Annotated in this window: 17 protein-coding genes; 6 read left to right on the top strand and 11 right to left on the bottom strand. The window is 69.2% G+C overall.

Annotation, left to right across the window (positions count from 1 at the left end; all coding sequences use genetic code 11):
- The 3 genes from Q0R13_RS17515 to Q0R13_RS17505 all read right to left on the bottom strand — a co-directional run.
- On the bottom strand, nt 1-1,317 hold a 1,317-nt coding region (locus tag Q0R13_RS17515; RefSeq protein ID WP_293906319.1), incomplete at its 3' end, for an RNA polymerase sigma factor region1.1 domain-containing protein.
- 412 nt (nt 1,318-1,729) lie between these two features.
- Entirely contained in the window at nt 1,730-2,230 is a 501-nt protein-coding gene (locus tag Q0R13_RS17510) for a group 1 truncated hemoglobin (protein ID WP_293906317.1), read from the bottom strand.
- A gap of 1 nt (nt 2,231) precedes the next feature.
- Entirely contained in the window at nt 2,232-3,098 is an 867-nt protein-coding gene (locus Q0R13_RS17505) for a DUF3034 family protein (protein ID WP_293906315.1), read from the bottom strand.
- Between the two features lie 93 nt (nt 3,099-3,191).
- Here Q0R13_RS17505 and Q0R13_RS17500 point away from each other — a divergent pair, with 93 nt between their 5' ends.
- Nucleotides 3,192-3,794: a methylamine utilization protein gene (locus Q0R13_RS17500; RefSeq protein ID WP_293906313.1), complete on the top strand. Its 603-nt coding sequence runs from the start codon at nt 3,192-3,194 to the stop codon at nt 3,792-3,794.
- 27 nt (nt 3,795-3,821) lie between these two features.
- On the opposite strand, the gene Q0R13_RS17495 is transcribed toward Q0R13_RS17500, so the two are convergent.
- On the bottom strand, nt 3,822-6,026 hold the full coding sequence (locus Q0R13_RS17495; protein WP_293906311.1) for an ATP-binding protein: 2,205 nt from the start codon (nt 6,024-6,026) through the stop codon (nt 3,822-3,824).
- A 148-nt stretch (nt 6,027-6,174) separates the two neighbouring features.
- Nucleotides 6,175-8,082, bottom strand: coding sequence for a DNA primase (dnaG, locus tag Q0R13_RS17490; RefSeq protein ID WP_293906309.1), 1,908 nt, complete (start codon nt 8,080-8,082; stop codon nt 6,175-6,177).
- Nucleotides 8,083-8,377: 295 nt separating this feature from the next.
- Here dnaG and Q0R13_RS17485 point away from each other — a divergent pair, with 295 nt between their 5' ends.
- On the top strand, nt 8,378-8,722 hold the full coding sequence (locus tag Q0R13_RS17485) for a GxxExxY protein (RefSeq protein WP_293906307.1): 345 nt from the start codon (nt 8,378-8,380) through the stop codon (nt 8,720-8,722).
- A 123-nt stretch (nt 8,723-8,845) separates the two neighbouring features.
- Here Q0R13_RS17485 and carA read toward each other — a convergent pair whose 3' ends face one another.
- The gene (gene carA / locus Q0R13_RS17480; protein ID WP_293906305.1) at nt 8,846-10,012 is read right to left on the bottom strand and encodes a glutamine-hydrolyzing carbamoyl-phosphate synthase small subunit; all 1,167 of its coding nucleotides are present in this window, start codon (nt 10,010-10,012) and stop codon (nt 8,846-8,848) included.
- 75 nt (nt 10,013-10,087) lie between these two features.
- Between carA and Q0R13_RS17475 the strand changes: the two genes are divergently transcribed.
- The 3 genes from Q0R13_RS17475 to Q0R13_RS17465 all read left to right on the top strand — a co-directional run bounded on the left by Q0R13_RS17475 (nt 10,088) and on the right by Q0R13_RS17465 (nt 11,604).
- Nucleotides 10,088-10,519: a DUF1330 domain-containing protein gene (locus Q0R13_RS17475; RefSeq protein ID WP_293906303.1), complete on the top strand. Its 432-nt coding sequence runs from the start codon at nt 10,088-10,090 to the stop codon at nt 10,517-10,519.
- A 63-nt stretch (nt 10,520-10,582) separates the two neighbouring features.
- The gene (locus Q0R13_RS17470; protein ID WP_293906301.1) at nt 10,583-10,828 is read left to right on the top strand and encodes a DUF1272 domain-containing protein; all 246 of its coding nucleotides are present in this window, start codon (nt 10,583-10,585) and stop codon (nt 10,826-10,828) included.
- An 83-nt stretch (nt 10,829-10,911) separates the two neighbouring features.
- Nucleotides 10,912-11,604 carry an HAD family hydrolase gene (locus tag Q0R13_RS17465; protein WP_293906299.1) on the top strand — a complete coding sequence of 231 codons (693 nt, stop codon included), beginning with the start codon at nt 10,912-10,914 and terminating at the stop codon, nt 11,602-11,604.
- Nucleotides 11,605-11,609: 5 nt separating this feature from the next.
- Here the strand turns inward: Q0R13_RS17465 and Q0R13_RS17460 are convergent, their stop codons facing one another.
- The 5 genes from Q0R13_RS17460 to Q0R13_RS17440 form a co-directional block, all read right to left on the bottom strand.
- A complete protein-coding gene (locus Q0R13_RS17460; protein WP_293906297.1) occupies nt 11,610-13,394 on the bottom strand; it encodes a DUF885 domain-containing protein in 1,785 nt (594 codons plus the stop codon).
- 90 nt (nt 13,395-13,484) lie between these two features.
- On the bottom strand, nt 13,485-14,132 hold the full coding sequence (locus tag Q0R13_RS17455; protein ID WP_293906295.1) for a fasciclin domain-containing protein: 648 nt from the start codon (nt 14,130-14,132) through the stop codon (nt 13,485-13,487).
- Nucleotides 14,133-14,361: 229 nt separating this feature from the next.
- Nucleotides 14,362-15,096 (bottom strand): anti-sigma factor, encoded by a 735-nt coding sequence (locus tag Q0R13_RS17450; protein WP_293906293.1) that lies wholly within the window; start codon nt 15,094-15,096, stop codon nt 14,362-14,364.
- Entirely contained in the window at nt 15,093-15,650 is a 558-nt protein-coding gene (locus Q0R13_RS17445) for a sigma-70 family RNA polymerase sigma factor (RefSeq protein ID WP_293906291.1), read from the bottom strand. The genes Q0R13_RS17450 and Q0R13_RS17445 overlap by 4 nt, the downstream gene beginning before the upstream one ends.
- 188 nt (nt 15,651-15,838) lie before the next feature.
- The gene (locus Q0R13_RS17440) at nt 15,839-16,069 is read right to left on the bottom strand and encodes a hypothetical protein (protein ID WP_293906289.1); all 231 of its coding nucleotides are present in this window, start codon (nt 16,067-16,069) and stop codon (nt 15,839-15,841) included.
- A gap of 236 nt (nt 16,070-16,305) precedes the next feature.
- Between Q0R13_RS17440 and carB the strand changes: the two genes are divergently transcribed.
- Nucleotides 16,306-18,785: carbamoyl-phosphate synthase large subunit (carB, locus tag Q0R13_RS17435; protein WP_293906287.1), on the top strand; the 2,480-nt coding region annotated here is incomplete at its 3' end.

Genomic DNA, 18,785 nt, shown 5'->3' with positions numbered 1-18,785 from the left:
GAACTGCAGGCCGCGGTTGGTGTATTTCTTGGCGATGGAGATCACCAGGCGCAGGTTGGCCTCGACCATTTCCTTCTTGGCCTGGCGGGCTTCGCGTTCGCCCTTCTGCACGGTCTGGACGATGCGGCGGTAGTCGTCGATGGGCACGCCGGTCTCGGTGGCCAGGGCCGCGATCTCGGATCGGATGTCGCCGATCTGGCCGGCGTCGTTCTCGGCGAACTTGGTCCAGCGCACGCCCATGGTCTTGACCTGGATCGACCAGTCCGGACGCATTTCCTGGCCGAAGTAGGCCTTCAGGAACTCGCCGCGACTGATGCCGTAGCTGTCGGCCAGGCGCAGCAGGCGGCCTTCCAGGACCATCAGCCGCTTGTTGATCGCATACAGCTGCTCGACCAGCGCCTCGATGCGGTTGTTGTTCAGCTTCAGGGTCTTGAGGTGCAGCACGATGGCGCCGGCGGCGGTCTGATAGGCCGCGCGGTCCTTGTCGCTGAGGTCCTCGCCCTTCAGCTTGGCGCCGACCAGCTTCTCCTGCAGCAGACGGAAGCCTTCGAACTCCGAGGCAATGGCGTCCAGGGTGACCATCACGCCTTCGCGCAGTTCGGCTTCCATGGCGCTGATCGTCGGGCCCGCGCCGTCGTCGAAGTCGTCGTCGTCGTCGTCGCCCTTGGCGATGACCTCGCCGTCCTCATTGAGCTCGGGGGCCTCCTCGACCACCTCGGCGGGCGGGGGCGCGTTGGCGGCCAGTTCCTCTGCGGCCGCGGCGGTGATGCCGCCGTAGGTCTGCTCCAGGTCGATGACCTCGCGCAGCAGGATGCGGCCGCCCTCCAGCTCCTCGCGCCACACCATGATGGCTTCGAAGGTCAGCGCGCTTTCGCACAGGCCGCGGATCATGGTGTCGCGTCCGGCCTCGATGCGCTTGGCGATGGCGATTTCGCCCTCGCGCGACAGCAGCTCCACCGAGCCCATCTCGCGCAGGTACATCCGCACCGGGTCGTCGGTGCGGTCGTAGGCGGCTTCCTTGGTGGTCTCGACCACGGCGCTCTCTTCGCGCACCGCGACCTCGCCGCCCTCGGCGTCGTCCTCGGACTCGACGACGTTGACGCCCATCTCGCTGAGCATCGCCAGGGTGTCTTCGATCTGTTCGGAGGTGACTTCCTCCGACGGCAGCACCTTGTTCAGCTCGTCCATGGTGACGTAGCCGCGGGTCTTGGCCGCCTTGATGAACTTCTTGACCGCGGCATCGGTCAGGTCGAGCAGCGGACCGTCGCTTCCGGAGGTGGTTTCGGGCGCTTCAGCTTCGGTCGTGGTTGCGCTCATCTAAAATCTCCGATGTCGGCTCGCGCTCCCTGCAAAGGGCGGGCCGAAAATTGGTGGCTGGCGGACAACTATCGAGGGGCCGCGACGATACGACCCTTCACCCGCCAAAGATGTTCCCGTTCAAATCTTGCGTTCAGCGACCCGCGCGCAACTCTCCGTGCGCCAACCCCGAGAGGGCGGCGACGCGGCGAGGCCGCTGGGACTTCCACGCATCGAGGGAGACATCAGTTCAATTATTGGGCGCGTCCGATGCACGCAACGGCCCGATCGATGTCTGTCAAACGCGCGCTAAATCCGCATTGCGCCAGATGGCGTGCGTGGGGGTCGGTGTCAAGATGGTGACAGTTCGGATGTCGCCGGCGCAGCCTGCGGCGGGGCGTTAGGTCGCAGGGGGCCCGGCGCCCCCGGGCCGTCACCGCTCGACGGTCTGCCGCTGCATCGGCGCCAGCTTGGCCAGGAAGCGGTTCTGGTCGCGGAAGCCGATCTTCTCGTGGTCCATGGCCAGCTGGAGGTTCTCGACCAGGGCGTTGAAGTCGGCGTTCTGGAGGCCGAGGTCCTTGTGCGCCGCCTTCATGTCGCGGCCCGAATAGCGGCAGCCGCCGTCCAGGATGTAGCAGAACTGTTCCCGGAGCGTGCGGCGCAGGCGCACCATGTCCTGGCTGTGAAAGATCTCGGCGGTGCGCGGGTCGGCGAGGCTGCGGTCCACCACCTCGTCCACCACTCGGCCGATGCCGGCCTGGCCGTGGAAGGCCTTCAGCATGGCGTCGCCGGCGAACGGCCTGGTCCCGGCGTTGGCGTCGGCCTGGACGTAGGCCTCGACCTCTTCCTCGCCAGGATGGGTCGCCGAGGGGTGCTCGACGGTGAAGGCCGGGGCGGTCGACAGCGCCGCCGCCAGGATCAGGGCTTGGATCATCCTAGAAACCCGCTTGCAGTGAAAGGTAGAGGCCGCGCTGGCCCTTGAAGGTGGCGATGGTCCCCAGGTCGGCGTAGGCGGCCGTCACCGAGAGGTTCTTGTTCACCGCATAGGCGGCGAACAGGTCGAACCAGTCGCTCTCCTTCAGGCCCAGGTTGTTGGGCTTGGTGCGATATTCGCCGCCGACCAGCAGCCGCTTGGTGAGCAGCACGCCGGCCGAGCCCTCGGCCTGCAGGCTGTAGCGGTCGTGGCCCGGGCCGCCGAAGCCCAGCAGGCCGGTCTGGTTGGCCTTGGTGGCCCGCAGCGTGGCGTTCAGCACCAGGCTCTCGGACAGCAGCACCTTGGTGGCCGCCACATAATAGTCGACGCCGTCGTCGTGCTGGCCGCCGAGCAGGCCGATGACCGCGCCCTTGTCGGCCGTCTTGTACTGCGCGCCGACCGCGATCTGCGGGACCCAGCTGTCCTGGTTGTAGATGGCGTCGCCCAGCACCTTCAGCTTCGCGCCGAAGATGTCCTGGTGGAAGGTGAACCCCTTGCCGAGGCCCAGCTTGGCGCCGGTCGCCTGGGTGTCGAAGTCCTGGCGCGTGTACGACACCTCGACCCGGTCGAAGAGGCCCACCGAGGCGCCATAGGCGCGGAACTCATAGTCCGGCAGGTTGAGGTAGGTGGCGTGGACGTTGGCGCCGACGCCGTCGCGGGTCTCGTAGCCGCCGATGAACGCCCAGCTGGACAGGCCGCCGCCGGCCGAGCCCTCCACGGTGGTCACGCCGCCGGTCAGCAACAGCTTGCCGGCCGGCCGCAGATCCTCAGCCGCCGCCGTTCCGGCGCACAGCAGTGACAGCGCCGTCGATAGTGCCAGATTACGCACGTTCATCGATCCTGCCTCAACAACCGGGACCTGCATCGACTACCGCGAGGGTCTTTACATCTGGTTCAACAGGCCGGCGGTATCCCCGTCGACATGCGGAAAATCCTCCTTGCCCTCGCGGCCTCCTGCGTCTGCGGCCCGGCCATGGCGGGCGAGGTCACCGTCGACGTGCGCGACCAGATGGGACGGCCGGTGCACGACGCGGTGGTCATCGTGCGCCCCACGGCCGGCGTCGCGCCCGGCAAGCCCCTGACCGTCAGCTGGCCCCTGGTCATGGCCCAGCAGAACATCGCCTTTCAGCCCTACGTCCTGATCGTGCCCCTGGGCTCGACCGTCAGCTTCCCCAACCGGGACAAGGTCCGCCACCACGTCTATTCGTTCTCCACGGCGAAGCGGTTCGAGCTCAAGCTCTACGGCAAGGACGAGAGCCGCACCGTCATCTTCGACAAGCCCGGCGTCGTGCCCCTGGGCTGCAACATCCACGACAGCATGATCGCGTTCATCTACGTCACCGACGTCCCCTACGCGGCGAAGACCGGCGCCGATGGCCAGGCGGTGGTCCCGGACGTGCCGTCCGGCGCGGCGACGCTGACGGTCTGGCATCCCGACCTCAAGGCCCGCACCCCGTTCACCCGGCCGGTCCAGATCGCCGCGACCGCACTGCACACCGCCGCGGCCATCGAGCTGAAGCCTTAAGGCGCGCGCGCCCTTACCACCGCCCGGTCAGGCCGAGCGGGACGCCGCTTCCGCGAAGCTGTCCCGGGTCTGCAGAACCAGGGCCGCCTCGATCGCCGCATAGAGCACGTCCGCGGCGATCGGCTTGGCGACCACCCCGTCCATGCCGGCGTCGCGATAGGCCTGCAGCTCGTGGGCCGCGACGTTCGCGGTGACCGCCACGATCGGCGTCCTGGGCCCCTCGCCGGCCGCCTCACCGGCGCGGATGCGGCGGGTCGCCTCGACGCCGCTCAGCTTCGGCATCTGGATGTCCATGAGGATCAGGTCGTAGCCGCCGGCCGCCGCCGCCTCGACCGCCGCCTGGCCGTCCGGCGCCACCGTCAGGTCGACCCCCAGCGGCTCCAGCAGCGCCTTGAGGATCATCTGGTTGGTGGGGTTGTCCTCGGCCGCCAGGATCCTCAGCGCCGGCTCGCCCTCGACCGGGGCCGCCATCCGGCGATCCTCCGGCGGCTGCGCGGCGGCCAGGGGCAGGTCGAACCAGAACGCCGACCCGGCGCCCGGCCGGGAGTCGGCGCGCAGGACGCCGCCCATCAGCCGCACCAGCTCGCGGCAGATCGCCAGGCCCACGCCAGCCCCGCCGAAGCGCCGGGTGGCCGAGCTGTCGCCCTGGGAGAACTTGTCGAAGATCAGGTCCATCTGCTCGGGCGGGATGCCGACCCCGGAGTCCTCGACCCGGAACCGCAGCGCGCCGTCATGGAAACGCACCAGGCAGGTCACGCCGCCGGCTTCGGTGAACTTGACGGCGTTGGACGCGAGGTTGGCGATCGTCTGCTGCAGCCGCAGGGCGTCGCCCGCCCACCACCCGGCCGCCGCCGGATCGAGGTCGATCCTGAACGCCAGCCCGGTCTCGGCCGCCAGGTTGGCGAACGGTTCGCAGGCGCGGTCCAGCACCTCCTTGAGGTCGAACGGCTGGGTCTCGACCTCCAGCTGGCCGGCCTCGATCTTCGACAGGTCGAGGATGCTGTTCAGGATCGCCAGCAGCACATGGGCGGTATTGCGGATGACCCCGACCCGCTGGCGCTGTTCGGCCCGCAGGTCGTCGCGGTCCAGCACCTGCGCCATGCCCAGGATGCCGTTGAGCGGGGTGCGGATCTCGTGGCTCATGTTGGCCAGGAAATCGGTCTTGGCCTGGTTGGCCGCGTCGGCCAGGACCCGGGCCTCCTTGAGCGCCGCCTCGCGGCGCACGATGCGGTCGGTCATCCGGTTGAAGGTCCGGCCCAGGTCGGCGATCTCGTCGCGGCCGCGGACCTCCACCAGGATGTGCGCGCCGCCTTCCAGCTGCTCGGCCGCCGCGCGCAGGGCGTCCAGCGGGCGGGTGATGCGCCGCGCGACCCACCAGCTGCCCGCTCCGACCAGGCAGAGCCCCGCCGCCCCAAGACCCAGGACGATCGCCAGCACCAGGCGATAGGGCGCCAGCGCCTTGTCCAGCGGATAGCGCAGGATCAGCGCCGTCGGCCGGCCGCTGGTCGACGGCAGCCGCCGCATGACCTCCACATTGCCGTCGATGGTCAGGCCCGGGCGGGCGGTCTTCGAGGCGCCGAGCGCCCGCAGCATGCGGATCTCGGCCGCGGTGAGATGGCCGTCGCCGCCCTGCCAGCGGCCGCCGGCGCCCAGCTGCACCACCTGCGGCTTCACGCGGACCGGCGACAGTTCGGCCAGCGACGCCAGCTCGCGGTCGTCCAGGCGGACGGCGAACACCAGCTGGCCGATCTGGTTGGGGGCCAGGATAGGGGCGGTGACCGTCTGGTAGGGCATCTTGTCGATCAGCAGCACGCCGCCCTGGTCCGACGCCGCCAGGCTGCGCAGCGTCGCGTCGTCGATCCTCTGCGCCGACCCGGATCGCGCCATCAGCCGTCCATCGAGGTCGATCGCCAGGACCAGGTCAACGGATAGCCGCTCGCGGGCGTTTTCCAGGGCCGACTGCAGGGTGGGCGCATCCTGGGAGGTGACCGCGCCCCGGAAACCGAAATCCCGCGACAGCACCAGGGCGCCGCGCTGAAGCTGGTCGCTGCGCAGATGCCAGATCCTTTCGAAGGCGGTGGCGGTGGCGTTCAGCTCGTCGCGCACCACGTCCTGCACGTTCTGGCCGGCGGCGACCGCCAACACGCTGAAGATCAGCACCAGCACGCCGGCGAACAGGCCCCCATAGGCAAGCGTCAGCCGGGCGCTCAGGCGCTGTGACGCCCGACCCATGATCCGCCGCAGCAATTGCGGCCTGGACGCTCGCTTCAACCCCAGCCTCATGAATGTCGGCGCAACCGGCCGTTTCGCTCCTTTGCCCGGACGGGCGCAGAGTGGCAGGCGCCGGCTAATATGTTCTGAACACGATGGATTTCGCCGATCAGTGCGGCAGCACCGGCTCGTTCCGGTCGGGGTTGGCCCAGTCGCTTTTCAGCAGCTTGCGCAGGTGGTCGCGTTCGCCCTTGAGGGTGTTGAGCGTGGTGGCGTCCTGGTCGCGGGACAGGTCGTGGGCGGCGGCGCTGACGGCGCGTTCCAGGCTCTCCAGCTGCATCAGCAGGTCGAAGGCCTCGCGCCAGAGTTCGCGCGCCCGCTCGCCGGTCTCGTTCAGGAACGGCGCACTGACCCCGGCGCGGCCGGCGTCGCGCTCCAGGCGGCGCATGACCTCGGCGTCGAAGCCGCGCGCCTGCAGCTGGCGCAGCGACGCGTCCATCTCCACGCTGCCGGTCTCATAGCGCAGGCGCACCAGTTCCTGGGCCAGGCCATCCAGCTGTTGGTCGCCGAAGCCGTGGGAGACCACCCGCTCGATGGCCTCGTCGATGACGCCCGGGTCCTGCACCGCCGCATAGGCCAGGGCGGCGGAGAGCGCGCGCGGCGCGCGGCGCAGGCGCTCGGTGGCATCCTTGGTCTCCGTCGTCGCGCCGGTCAGCGGCGGCCGGCGCTTGTCCCAGCGGGCGCGCGACATCTCCCGCGCCGCCGCGCCCACCGTGTAGACCGGCTGGCGGGTGGGCCAGAGCCCCTCGAAACGGGCGAGCAGGTCCTCCTTGTAGGCCTGGGCCAGGTCAGGGTCGGCGATGCTTGCCGCCAGCTTGCGCAGCCGCACCTTGAGCGCGGTCTTGCGCTCCGGCGTCCCCAGGTCCTCGGTGTCGCGCTCGCGGATGAACAGGGCCTCGGCGAAGGGCGTGGTCCTGGACAGCTGGCTCTTCAGCGCCGCCGCGCCCTGCTCGCGCAGCACGTCGTCCGGGTCCTTGCCGCCCTCCACGATGGCGAAGCGGAAACTGCGGCCGGCCTTCAGCAGCGGCAGCGCCCGGTCGATGGCCCGCGACGCCGCCTGCCGCCCGGCCCGGTCGCCGTCGAAGCACAGCGTCGGCTCCGGGTGGTGGCGCCACAGCACCTCCATCTGCTCCTCGCCCAGCGCCGTGCCCATGGCGGCCACCGCCGGCACGCCCGCGCGCTGGCAGGCGATCACGTCCATGTAGCCTTCCACGACGACCAGCGGCGGGTCTTCTCCGGAGGGCGCGGCGGCGATCAGCTTGCGGGCTTCCGACAGGCCGTAGAGCTGGTGGCCCTTGTGGAAGACCACCGTCTCCGGGCCGTTCAGGTACTTGGCGCGGGCCTGCGGGTCCATCGCCCGGCCGCCGAACGAGACCACCCGGCCGCGCGCGTCCAGGATCGGGAAGATGATCCGGTCGCGGAACCGGTCGTAGGGCGCCGCGCCGTCCTCCGGGGCGATCAGCAGCCCGGCCTCGATCAGCTCGCCGGGCCGCGCGCCCTTGGCGATCAGATAATCCTTCAGCGCCGTACGGCCGCCCGGCGAGAAGCCGATGCGGAACCGGGCCCACTCGCTGTCCGGCAGGCCACGCGCCTCCAGATAGGCCCGCGCCTCGCGCCCGACCGGACGCCGCAGCTCGGCCTCGAACCACTGGGCGGTCAGCTCCAGCCATTCGCCCAGCCCCTGGCGCACCTTGTCCTGCTCGGCGCCGCGCGGGTCGACGGCCGGCAGCGCCAGCCCGGCCTCGGCCGCCAGCCGCTCGACGGCCTCGGCGAACGAGAGCCGCTCGTTCTCCTGCAGGAAGGTGATCAGGTCGCCATTCTTGCCGGACGAGAAGTCGAAGAACTGCCCCTTCTCGTCGTTCACATAGAACGAGGGGGTCTTCTCCTTGTTGAACGGCGACAGGCCGACGTACTCGCGGCCCTGCTTGCGCAGCTTGACCGTCCGCCCGATCACGTCGGACGGCCGAAGCCGCGACTTGATCTCCTCCAGGAACCTCTCGTCGAACCGACCGACCATCCGCCACCGCTACCACGCCAGGCCGCCCCACGGCTGTGGACCAGCTCGGAACAGCTGTGGATGACTCCCGCGACAGACCCGGACGCCTCCTCTCCCCCGAGCGAAGCGAAGAGAGGGAGAGGGTAGGGAGAGGGCGGGCACGTAAGACCGTGGTCCGCCGTGGGTCCAGCCATGGCCCACGAGCGCCGCCGGCGCGGGCCCTTGGGCTTCCAGCGGGAGAGCCCGAAAGGCCCAGCCGGCCCTCTCCCTACCCTCTCCCTCTCGGCTTCGCCGGGGGAGAGGAAGGCTATCCCACGTGGGTCGAGGCGCCCTCTTCGAGGTGAATCGGGTGATGGGCCCGGGCTTCCTGGAGGCGGTCTATCAGGAGTGCCTGGCCCGGGAGTTCGAGGCGCGTCAGGTCCCGTATCGGGCGGTGCCGTCGCTGAAGCTCGAGTACAAGGGCGTACGACTGCGCCAGATCTACACGCCGGACTTCATCTGTTACGAGACCATCATCGTGGAATTGAAGGCGGTCCGCGAGTTGGCGCCGGAGCATCGCGCCCAGCTTTGCGACTACCTGAGAGCCACCGGCCTGCGCGTCGGATTGCTCGTAAACTTCGGGGGATCAGGTCGAGCGGCCGTGGAGCGGATGGTCATTTGAAATGAACCACGGACCCACACGGACGGGGTCTCGTCCTGGTGGAGGCGTGGCCAACCCGATCCTTCTTGTCCGTGTGGGTCCGTGTGGGTCCGTGGTTCAAGAATCTTGCGGCTACGCCGCCCGCTACTTCGCGCGGTCCATCAGGCCCGCGAAGCGTTCGAACAGGTAGAGGCTGTCGGTTGGGCCTGGGGAGGCTTCGGGGTGGTGCTGGATGGAGAAGACGGGGCGGTCCTTGAGGGCCAGGCCGGCGTTGGTGCCGTCGAAGAGGGAGACGTGGGTCTCGGTCAGCGGCTCCGGCAGGCTGTCGCGGTCGACGGTGAAGCCGTGGTTCATGGAGACGATCTCGACCTTACCGGTGGTCAGGTCCTTCACCGGATGGTTCGCCCCGTGGTGGCCCTGGTCCATCTTCACGGTGGTCGCGCCCAGGGCGAGCGCCAGCATCTGGTGGCCCAGGCAGATGCCGAACACCGGCCGGCCGCTGTCGACCAGCTTCCTGATCTCCGGCACCGCATAGACGCCGGTCGCCGCCGGGTCCCCGGGGCCGTTGGACAGCAGCACCCCGTCCGGATTGCGCGCCAGGATGTCCTCGGCCGACGTCGAGGCCGGCACCACCGTCACCCGGGCGCCGACCGAGGTCAGGGCCCGCAGGATGTTGCGCTTCACGCCGTAGTCGACGACCACGACCTCGTATTTCGGCTGGCCCGGCTTCGCATAGCTGTCCGGCCACGACCACAGGCCCTCCTCGAACACGAACGGCTGCAGGCAGGAGGCTTCCTTGGCCAGGTCCAGGCCCTCTAGCCCCGACCAGGCCTTGGCCTTCGCCAGCAGGGCGTCGAGGTCGAACCCGCCGTCCGGGCGGTGGGCGATCACCCCGTGCGGCATGCCGTGCTCGCGGATCGAGCGCGTCAGCGCCCGGGTGTCGACGCCGCTCAGGCCGATCACGCCGCGCCGCGCCATCCAGGACGCCAGGTCGCTGTCCGCCCGCCAGTTGGCCGGCGGTGTCGGCAGGTCGCGAAAGATCGCGCCCCGGGCCGCGGTTTCGGCCGAGCCGGACATCTGCTCCAGGTCCTCGACGTTGGTCCCCACATTGCCCACGTGCGGGAAGGTGAAGGCCACGATCTGGGCCATGTAGGAGGGGTCGGTGAGGATCTCCTGATAGCCGGTCATGGCGGTGTTGAAGCACACCTCGCCCACCGCCTCGCCCGTCGCGCCGACGCCGATTCCCTGCAGGACGGTCCCATTGGCCAGCACCAGCACGCCGGTGACGCCAGGCAGCAGATCACGGCTCATGATGGGCCTCCTTGTGGGCAAACGGCGGCGTAGGTAGTGAGTTGCGGCAGGCCGGTCAATGCGGCGGAGGTGCCTATGCCCTACATCGATCCCGACCGCGAGGCCTGGGCGGTCTTCAAGGCCCTGCCCCGCGACGCGCCGATCCAGATGCTGAACCTGATCAAGCTGAAACCGAAGGCGGACTATCCGGAAGGCCACCCGGACCACGGCAAGAACCTGACGGGCCTGGACGCCTACCGCGCCTATGGCCGGACCACGGCGCATATCTTCGGCCGGCTGGGCGGCAAGCAGGTCTGGGTGGGCAGGCCGCAGGTGATGGTCACCGGGCCCGGATCGGAAGCCTGGGACCTGGCGTTCATCGCCGAATACCCGACCTCGGAAGCCTTCATGGCCATGGTCCGCGACCCCGAATACCGCGAGCTTGTGAAGCACCGCACGGCCGGCGTGGCCGACTCGCGGCTGCTGCGGCTGGCCCCGATGGCGCCCGGAAAAGGCTTCGGCGAGTAGTTGTCTGTAAACGAGGGAAACTTGGCATTTCCGCCAATGGTAGCCCTCGTCCATGTTGACGCAATGCTGGCCCTGCGCCCCAACTGCGAATGCTGCGACCGCGACCTGCCGCCGGACAGCCCCGACGCCCGCATCTGCACCTTCGAGTGCACCTTCTGCGCCGAGTGCGCGGAGACCCGGCTCGGCGGCGCCTGCCCCAACTGCGGCGGCAACTTCGCGCCCCGGCCGATCCGCCCCGCCGCCGCCCTGGCCCGCTTCCCCGCCTCCACCGAGCGGGTGACAAAGCCTCACGAGGGCTGCGCCGGATAGCCATCCAGCGCGAACACCGGTGATGGCCACCGCCGCCGCCCGGGGATTGCACACCCGCGGTCGGAGCCCCTAAGGAAGCCGCCATGCGCATCACCACGGTCGGCCTCGATGCCGACGACACCCTGTGGCACAACGAGACGATCTTCCGCCTGACGCAGGATCGCCTGCGCGCCCTGATGGCCGATATCGCGCCGCCGGAGACGCTCAACGCCACCCTGGCCGAGGTCGAGAAGCGCAACCTCCGGCTCTATGGCTACGGCGTGAAGGGCTTCACCCTCTCGATGATCGAGACCGCCATGGAGCTGACCGGCGCCAACCCGCCGGGCCGCCTGATCGCCGAGATCCTGGCCGCCGGGCGCGAGATGCTGGGTCATCCGGTGGAGCCGCTGCCCGGGGTCGAACAGGCCCTGGCCGAGCTGGACGGCTACCGCTTGGTGCTGATCACCAAGGGCGACCTGCTGCACCAGGAGCAGAAGCTCGCGGCTTCGGGCCTGGGCGACCTGTTCGCCGCCGTCGAGATCGTCAGCGAGAAGGACACCGGCGCCTACCGGCGCGTCTTCGACCGCCATGGGACCGGCGCCGCCGAGGCGGTGATGTGCGGCAACTCCATGCGCTCCGACATCCTGCCGGCGCTCGAGGCCGGCTGCTGGGGGGCCTACATCCCCTACCACATCACCTGGGCCCACGAGGTCGCCGAGCCGCCCGGCGACCATGCGCGGTTCGTGGAGCTCCGGTCGATCTCCGAGCTGCCGGCCTGGGTGCGGGGGTTGAACTAACAGCCCTACGCGATCGGCTCGTCGAACATCAGCTGGCGCACGTAGCGGCCCGGCGGGGAGCCGTAGGACAGCACCTTGTCGTGGTAAGTCTTCAGGTCGAAGGCCGACCCGGCCCGCCGTTCCGCCTCGGCGCGGAGGGCATCATGCTCGGTCACGCCGACGAAGTAGGTGGGAAGCTGGGCCGAACTGAGCTGGGCCCGGGTCCACTTGCCGGCCGCCTCGCGCTCCTGCTGGAAGGCATCGACGGTCAGGAACCGCATGAAGGTCTCGCGGTCGACACCGTCCACGTGGACCATCTGGTCGATGATGGCGTTGGTGATGCTGCGGACGCGGTTCTTCAGGATCTGCAGCCGGAACCTGGGGTCGTCGCCCAGGTAGCCGACCTTTGACATCATATCCTCGGCGTAGACCCCCCAGCCCTCGACGAACGAGCCGGAGCGCAGCACGGAGCGCAGCGTCGAGGGGTAGCGGTTGGCATGCCAGAACTGGACGTAATGTCCGGGCATGGCCTCGTGGATTCCCAGGTCATGCAGGGACAGGCGGTTGTATTCCCGCAGGAAGCTCTCGGCTTGCGCGGCGGTCCAGGCGTCGGGGATCGGCGAGATGTTCAGGAACGTCTTCGCGTGGCGTTCGAGGGGGCCGGGGGGGTTGCAGGTCGCCACCGCGGCGCCGCGCTGGAACGCCGGCATGACAATCACCTCCAACGGCGTGTCGGGCATGGTGATGATCTGGTGGCTGCGCAGGAAGGCTTCGGCCTCGCCGACGGCGGCGCGGGCGGCGTCGAACAGCTGCTCGCGCGGCGGGTGGTCGGAGACCACCAGTTCCAGGGCCGCTTCGATGACCTTCTGCTGGGTGGCCGGATCGGGCCGCTCGGGGCCGGTCGGTGCGCCGGGCGTGTCGGCCAGCACGCTCAGCGAGACGGCGTACATTTCGGCGCGGGTCTCGACGAGTGCGTGGTCGGCCGCCGCGCGGATTTCGGCGCGCGACAGCGGCGAACTCAGCGCAAAGGCGAGCTTGGCGTCGTACAGCTTGGCGCCCAGGCGGAAGTCGCCTTTGGCGTTCGGGGCCAGGGTCTTGTCGAGCCAGGCCTGGTGCTCCACCACCGCGGTGCGAAGGGTCGCTTCTGCCGCCTTGAGCCGGGCCTGGTCGCCGGCCGGCAGCTCGCCCGCGTAGGGCAGGATCATCTGGCCGACGATCGCCAGGACGCCGATGTTCTGTCGCGCGACGGTTTCCGCATGCACCCGGGGTACGCGGTCCGGCTGCAGTTCGGCGCGGGCCTGGGCGAAGAGGCGGGGCAGCGCCTCCATACGCGCGATGGCGGAACGGATGCGCTGCGGCCGGGGCGCGAAGTCCCGCGCCATCGGGCCATACAGGGCCTGGCCGGCGGCGCTGGAGTAGATCTGCGGGTCCCAAGCCCAGTCCTGCAGGACCTCGCTGGTCCAGAGCTCCGACGCGAGGAAGCGCTTGACCAGGATGAGGTCCACCTGGTTTGCACGGCTGAGATCGCTGGGCCGGAAGGCCTCGAACGCCCTGAGCAGCGCGCGGCGCGCCGCGTTGGCGCGGGCCCGGCCGGCGGCGGACAGGTCATCCAGGTCGGCGTCGAACCGGTGGTCGCCCAGCAGGGTCGCGCTGATGGGCGAGAGGTGCGTCAGCTGGTCGAGGCCGCGGACGCCGAGGGCTTCGAAGCGGGCGTCCGCCGAGGACGCTGCGGCCGCCGGCGCGGCCAGCGCGGCGAGGCCGAAGGTGGTGGCCGCTCGGCGCGTCAGGCGGATCGGACGGGGTTTGGTCATGCCCCGTTGCAGCACGACGCGGGCTTCGCGCCAAGCCGCTGACAACGCTGGCCCTCCCCGCCGAAGCGAGGAGGGCCGCGCTCAATGGTCTTACGGCATCAGCACCGTATCGACGACGTGGATCACGCCGTTCGACTGGAAGACGTTGGCGATGGTCACCTTCGACATGCCGCCCTTGGCATCGGTGAGGATGAGGGCGCCGTTCTTCATGGTGGCCGTCAGGTCTTCACCCTGCACGGTCTTCAGCGTGGCCTTGCCACCGCCGGCCTTGATCTTGGCCGCGATATCCATCGACGACATGCGGCCGGAGACCACGTGATACGTGAGGATCTTGGTCAAAGTGTCCTTGTTCTCGGGCTTGACCAGGGTGTCCACCGTGCCAGCCGGCAGCTTGCCGAAGGCGGCGTTGGTCGGCGCGAACACCGTGAACGGGCCGGGGCTCGAGAGGGTGTCCACGAGGCCGGCGGCCTTGACGGCGGCGACGAGCGTGGTGTGGTCCTTCGAGTTGACCGCGTTCTGGATGATGTTCTTCGACGGATACATGGCTGCGCCGCCGACCTGAACGGTCTTTTCCGCGGCGATGGCGGACGTAAAGGTTCCAACCGAAACGGCCAGAGCGAAACCGGCCACGACCGTGGCGATAACCTTGCGAGACATTCTTGGATATTCCCTGAAGTTGAACCGCCCCTGCTGGCGACGTGACAGATACGCCGACCCCCACGTCCGCAGATGCGACATTATGGCCTCATTTTTGCAGAACGCTCGGGCAGATTCGCCGTACAGGCGAAAAACCCAGGCGCGCGGCCGCTCGACATTGGAATGTCACACGAAGCGGCGAGCGGCGGTCGCGCTTCGAGACGCCCGCGCGCGGGTCGAACGGGGGATCGCCCTCGCCTGTCCGTCGAAACGAAGAAGGGTCGCGACGGACATGCCGTGCGACCCCTGATCCGTCAGCGGTAGATCCGCCTTACAGCTTCGACAGCGCGCCCGCGCCCACAACCGGGCCTTGCGGGCCGTTGGGGTCGGTGGAGCCGCCCGGCGCCTCGATGGAGACCGCGAGCGTTGCGCCGGCCGCGACCACGCCGGCGGTGTCGGTCTTGAGCGGGATCACCTTCGACTTGCCGGGCTCCAGGAAACCCAGCGGCTTGGGATGATCCTTGCCGGCGATCAGCCACAGTTCCTGCACCTTGGCGGGGTGGGCCCCCTCGGGCAGCAGGGAGGTGACGATAATCGCCTTGCGGTCGGGATCGTAGGCGGCCACGAACAGCGGCACCTGGCGTCCCGACGTGCTGGTCAGGCTGGCGTTCAGCAGCTGGCCCGGCGGCGGCAGGGTCTGAGTCTTGGTGACCGCGCTGGGCGGCTGGGCCACCAGCACGGCCAGGGCCGCGAGGCTGGCGGCCGCCAGGCTGAAGCCGCCGACCGCGGAGGTGCGCCAGAACCGCAACCGGTTCACCGCCACGCCATTGTCGTTGGCCGGCAGCTCGCGCTCGATGCGTCGCCACAGGTCGTGCGGCGGCGAGACCGAGGCGATGGCGCCGGTCATGGGGCCAAGGCGCTCTCGCCACGCCTCCACGTCGGAGGCGAACGCGGGATCGCGGGCCATGCGGGCTTCGGCTTCCCCACGCTCACGGGCGTTCAGGACCCCTAGCGCATGCTCGGCCGCGAAGGCTTCGGCCTCGGAAAGGTCGGGTGCTTCGCTCATGATTGGAGGCATCCTTTGAGTTTCGCCAATCCCCGACGAATCCAACTCTTCACCGTGCCCAGCGGAGCATCCATCCGCTTGGCCAGGGCCTCGTACGTCACGCCTTCGAAGAAGGCGGTCCGGATGACCTTCTCGGTGCGCTCGTCGAGCTCCGAGAGGCAGCCGTGCAATCGGTTCCGGTCGTCCGCCGCCGACAGCAGCGTTTCGGCGCTGTCAGCCCCATCGGGGAGTTCCAGTTCATCCACCTGTTCGGCGTAGGCCAGGGGCCCACGTGCTCTAAGGCGGTCGATCGATCGGTTGCGCGCGATGGTGGACAGCCACGTCATCACGCTTGCACGGGTCGCATCGAAGCGATCGGCCCGGCGCCATATGGTGACGTATACGTCCTGCAAAACGTCCTCGCTTTCCTCGCGGTCGGAAAGGATACGCAGGCAGACCCCAAAAAGCTTCGCGGAGGTGGCGTCGTAAAGTTGTCGCAGGGCCTCGCGCTCACCGGCCGCAATGCGCGACATCAGCGGCCCGAGGATGTCGGAGGTCGTCGCGGCGGCGGCCAAGGTATTCCCTACGGTTGTGTCCGCGCGGGGCGAACCAGTTACCGGGAAGCTGCCCGTCCGCGCGGCAAGACGCAAGTATGGCCGTGCGACGAACCGCCGCGGCGTGGATTCGAAGCCAAGTCCCTCCGCTCGGCATCCCGACGGCCGGCCGCGGGCCGATCCGGGGGATGACGGCGGGTGGGTCCGCCTCAGGCAGCGGCGGAGCGCAGGGTGGCCTTGCGGGTGGCGGCGCGCTTTTCCTTGGCGCGGTCCAGGCGGGCCTCGCGGCGTTCGGTGTCGGCGATCTCCAGGGCCGGCAGCAGCTGGGCCGCGGCGGCCTGCTGCTTCTCATCCCCGCGTTCGGCCAGGCGGCGCGCGTTGACCAGCAGGTTGGAGACCTCTTGGTCGCTCAGGGTGGGGATTCTGTCCAAGAGGCTCATGCCGGCTCCGCAATCTATGGCGCGCCATACCGGGCGCTCGGAGAGATAGCGTCCCGGGCGGCGGCTAGTTGCGTGATTCGCCAGAGAAATTTCAGGCCGCCACGGCCGGTCGGAGGCCCGGCGCGCCAGCGGCCTTGCGCGCGGGGGACTCCCTCTCTAAACGGGCGCCTTAACCTACAGTTCTGACCTGTGCCGGGCGCGCCCAGACGCGCGACCGCATGTTCGCGCGAGACCCGATGCCCAAACGCACCGACATTTCATCGATCCTGATTATCGGCGCCGGGCCCATCGTGATCGGCCAGGCCTGCGAGTTCGACTACTCCGGCGTGCAGGCGTGCAAGGCGCTGCGCGCCGAGGGCTACCGGATCATCCTGGTCAATTCGAACCCGGCGACGATCATGACCGATCCGGATGTCGCCGACGCCACCTACATCGAGCCGATCACGCCGGAGATGGTCGAGAAGATCATCGCCAAGGAACGGCCGGACGCCCTGCTGCCGACCATGGGCGGCCAGACGGCGCTGAACACCGCCCTGGCGCTCGAAGCTTCCGGTGCGCTGAAGCGGTACGGGGTCGAGATGATCGGGGCCAAGGCCGACGTCATCGACAAGGCCGAGGACCGCCAGAAATTCCGCAACGCCATGGACTCCATCGGGCTGGAGAGCCCCAAGTCCAAGGCCGCCCACACCATGGACGAGGCCCTGGAGGGGCTTGAGTTCGTGGGCCTGCCGGCGATCGTGCGGCCGTCCTTCACCCTGGCCGGCACCGGCGGCGGCATCGCCTACAACGTCGAGGAATTCCGCGAGATCGTTGAGCGCGGCCTGGACCTGTCGCCCACCACCGAGGTGCTGATCGAGGAGAGCGTGCTCGGCTGGAAGGAGTACGAGATGGAGGTGGTCCGCGACAAGGCCGACAACTGCATCATCGTCTGCTCCATCGAGAACATCGACCCGATGGGTGTCCACACCGGCGACTCGATCACCGTCGCCCCGGCCCTGACCCTCACCGACAAGGAATACCAGTGGATGCGCCGCGCCTCGATCGCGGTGCTGCGGGAGATCGGCGTCGAGACCGGCGGCTCCAACGTCCAGTTCGCGGTGAACCCGGCGGACGGCCGCATGGTGGTGATCGAGATGAACCCGCGGGTGTCGCGGTCCTCGGCCCTGGCCTCCAAGGCCACCGGCTTCCCGATCGCCAAGGTCGCCGCCCGGCTGGCGGTGGGCTACACCCTGGACGAACTGATGAACGACATCACCGGGGCGACCCCCGCCTCGTTCGAGCCCAGCATCGACTATGTCGTCACTAAGATCCCCCGCTTCGCGTTCGAGAAGTACCCGGGGGCCGAGCCGCACCTGACCACCTCGATGAAGTCGGTGGGCGAGGTGATGGCCATCGGCCGCACCTTCGCCGAGAGCCTGCAGAAGGCCCTGCGCGGGCTGGAGACCGGCCTCACCGGCCTGGACGAGATCGCCATCGAAGGCAGCGACGATCCCGAGACCGGCCACGCCGCGGTCCACCGCGCGCTGACCCAGCCGACGCCGGATCGCCTGCGGGTGATCGCTCAGGCGTTCCGCCACGGCCTGAACGTCGAGGAGGTCAACGCGGCCTGTTCGTACGAGCCCTGGTTCCTGCGCCAGATCGAGACCCTGGTCGGCGAGGAGGCGGTGGTCCGCGCCAAGGGCCTGCCCGGCGACGCGGCGGAATTCCGGCGGCTGAAGGCCCTGGGCTTCTCCGACGCGCGGCTTGCGAAGCTGGCCGAGATCACCGAGGCGGACGCGCGGGCAAAGCGCCGGGCGCTGGGCGTGCGGCCGGTCTTCAAGCGCGTCGATACCTGCGCCGGTGAGTTCCGGGCCGACACGCCGTACATGTATTCGACCTATGAGACCGGCGCGCTGGGGCAGGAACCGGAGTGCGAGAGCCAGCCCACCGACCGCAGGAAGGCGATCATCCTGGGCGGCGGACCGAACCGGATCGGCCAGGGCATCGAGTTCGACTACTGCTGCTGCCACGCGGCCTTCGCGCTCGACGAGATCGGCGTGGAGTCGATCATGGTCAACTGCAATCCCGAGACGGTTTCAACCGACTACGACACTTCGGACCGGCTCTATTTCGAGCCGCTGACGGCAGAAGACGTCCTCGAGCTGATCCATGTCGAACAGAAGAACGGAACCCTGCTGGGGGTGATCGTACAGTTCGGCGGCCAGACCCCGCTGAAACTCGCCCAGTCCCTGGCCGACGCCGGCATCCCGATCCTGGGCACCACGCCCGACGCCATCGACCTGGCCGAGGACCGGGAGCGGTTCCAGCAACTGCTGCACCGCCTGAAGATCGCCCAGCCGATCAACGCCATCGCCCGGTCGCGCGACGAGGCCTTCGCCGGCGCCCACAAGGTCGGCTACCCGGTGGTGATCCGGCCCTCCTATGTGCTCGGCGGCCGGGCCATGGAGATCGTCCGCGATGACGAGCAGCTGGAGCGCTACATCACCAATGCGGTGAAGGTCAGCGGGGACTCGCCGGTCCTCATCGACCAGTACCTCAGCCGCGCCACCGAGGTCGACGTGGACGCGCTCTGCGACGCCGACGGCGCCGTGTTCGTGGCCGGCGTCATGGAGCACATCGAGGAGGCCGGGGTTCACTCCGGCGACAGCGCCTGTTCCCTCCCGCCCTTCTCGCTCAAGCCCGAGACCATCGCCGAGCTGAAGCGCCAGACCGAGGC

The sequence above is a fragment of the Phenylobacterium sp. genome (assembly GCF_025351295.1).
Lineage (GTDB): Bacteria > Pseudomonadota > Alphaproteobacteria > Caulobacterales > Caulobacteraceae > Phenylobacterium.
The sequence above is the reverse complement of the archived record's forward strand: the minus strand, read 5'-3'. Positions and strand labels throughout refer to the sequence as shown.